The 2,486-nt window shown below is 69.5% G+C and carries 2 protein-coding genes; both read left to right on the forward strand.

The window, feature by feature from the left end:
• Positions 1–156 precede the first annotated feature (156 nt).
• A complete protein-coding gene (gene cysD, locus VEC04_RS06995; RefSeq protein WP_324775226.1) occupies positions 157–1,071 on the forward strand; it encodes a sulfate adenylyltransferase subunit CysD in 915 nt (304 codons plus the stop codon).
• The coding region (locus tag VEC04_RS07000) for a bifunctional sulfate adenylyltransferase subunit 1/adenylylsulfate kinase (RefSeq protein ID WP_324775228.1) at positions 1,071–2,486 on the forward strand (1,416 nt) is incomplete at its 3' end. The genes cysD and VEC04_RS07000, both read left to right, overlap by 1 nt.

Consider the following 2,486-nt stretch of genomic DNA (forward strand, 5'->3'; position numbering starts at 1 on the left):
CACTACCCGGCCATGGCCGTGGTCGAGGTCAAGGGGCTGATCGAGGACGCCGCCCGCATCGAGATCGAGACCACCGCCGTCGTCCCCGCCGCCTGACCGCTTGATCCTGCGGCTCCGCTCGGTCAGGGTCGCGCACTTCCCAACCGGACCACCGAATTGCCCCTGCCCTCGCCGGACGACCGCTATCTCGACCAGCTGGAGGCGGAATCCATCCAGATCATGCGCGAGGTCGTGGCCCAGTGCGCGCGGCCGGTCATGCTGTTCTCGGCGGGCAAGGACTCCGCCGTGATGCTGCATCTGGCGCGGAAGGCCTTTTTCCCCGCGCCGCCGCCGTTCCCGCTGCTGCACGTCGATACGGCGTGGAAATTTCGCGAGATGTACGACTTCCGCGACCGCGCGGCCGTGCAGGCGGGCATGGAGTTGCTGGTCTGGCGCAATCCGGAGGCGGAGGCGCGGGGGATCAATCCGTTCGACCACGGCGCGACCGTCCACACCGACCTCTGGAAGACGCAGGGGCTGAAGCAGGCGCTGGACCATTACGGCTTCGACGCGGCCTTCGGCGGGGCTCGCCGCGACGAGGAGAAGAGCCGCGCCAAGGAGCGCATCTTCTCGTTCCGCAGCCGCACCCACATGTGGGACCCCAAGGCCCAGAGGCCCGAACTGTGGCGGCTCTATAACGCCCGCGTCCACAAGGGCGAATCCGTCCGCGTCTTTCCGCTGTCCAACTGGACCGAGATGGATGTCTGGCGCTACGTCCAGCGCGAGGGAATCGAGGTGGTCTCGCTCTATTTCGCCGCCGAACGGCCGGTGGTCGAACGCGACGGGGCGCTGATCATGGCCGACGACGAGCGGATGACGCTCCGGTCGGGAGAGACCATCCAGACGCGCCGGGTGCGTTTCCGCACCCTCGGCTGCTATCCTCTGACCGGAGCCATCGACAGCGACGCCGCCGACCTCGTCGCGGTCATCGCCGAGATGGCCGCCTCGCGCGCCTCGGAACGCCAGGGCCGGACCATCGACCAGGACCCGGCCGCCTCGATGGAGATCAAGAAGCGCGAGGGCTATTTCTGATGGCCCGGGACCTCGTCCGCCTGATCACCTGCGGCTCCGTCGACGACGGAAAGTCGACCCTGATCGGCCGCCTGCTGCACGACGCCGGCGCCGTGCCCGACGACCAGTTGGCGGCCCTCCGCACCCCGTCGGGCGAGCCCGACTTCTCTCGCCTGTTCGACGGGCTCGACGCCGAGCGCGAGCAGGGCATCACCATCGACGTCGCCTACCGCCATTTCGAGACCGCCGGCCGCCGCTTCATCCTCGCCGATACCCCCGGCCACCCACAGTACACCCGCAACATGGTCACCGCGGCTTCGACCGCGGACGTCGCCGTGGTGCTGGTCGACGCCCGCAAGGGCCTGCTGCCCCAGACCCGCCGGCACTCCTATCTGGTCAGGCTGATGGGCGTGCGCCGCGTGCTGCTGGCGGTCAACAAGATGGATCTGGTCGACTGGTCGCGCGAGCTGTTCGAGGAGATCGCCGCGGACTATCGCGCCCTCGCCGCCGAACTGGGCCTGACCGAGGTCACCGCCGTCCCGGTCTCGGGGCTGGGCGGCGACAATGTCGTCAGCCGGTCCGCCAACCTGCCCTGGTTTGACGGGCGTACCCTGCTCGAATGGCTTGAAACCACTGACCTGGCCGAAGCGGCCCCCGGCCCTTTCCGTATGCCGGTGCAGTGGGTCAACCGGCCGGACGCCGACTTCCGCGGCTACGCCGGCCGGATCGCCGCCGGAACCGTCCGGTCGGGCGACGCCGTAAAGGTGCTGCCCTCGGGCCGGACGACCGCCATCGACCGTATCGTCACGCTCGACGGCGACCTGCCCGAGGCAGGACCCGGCCAGTCGATCACCCTGACCCTCGCGGATCACCTCGATGTCTCGCGCGGCGATGTGCTCGCCGCCGCCGACGCTCCGCCGCAGGCCGCCGACCAGTTCGAGATCGATCTCGTGTGGATGGCCGACGCGCCCCTGCTCCCCGGCCGCGCCTATGTCGTGAAACTGGGCGCCGCAGCGGTCACCGGCCAGGTCACCGACATCCGCCACAAGGTCAACGTCGAGACACTGGAGCCCCTCGCCGCCCGCACGCTCGAGCTCAACGACATCGGCGTCTGCCACCTGCACCTCGACGCGCCGCTGGTGTTCGAGCCCTATGCCATCAGCCGCGACCTCGGCGGCCTGATCCTGATCGACCGCCAGACCAACGAGACGGTCGGCGCGGGCCTGATCCGCTTCGCCCTGCGCCGCTCGGCCAATGTGCAGTGGCAGGCCCTCGACGTCGGCCGCGCCGAACGGGCAGGCCTGAAACGCCAGAAGCCGCTGGTGCTGTGGTTCACCGGCCTGTCCGGAGCCGGCAAATCGACCATCGCCAACCTCGTCGACAAGCGGTTGTTCGCCGACGGCCGCCACACCTTCCTGCTCGACGGCGACAACGTC

Source organism: Brevundimonas sp., assembly GCF_035626535.1.
GTDB lineage: Bacteria > Pseudomonadota > Alphaproteobacteria > Caulobacterales > Caulobacteraceae > Brevundimonas.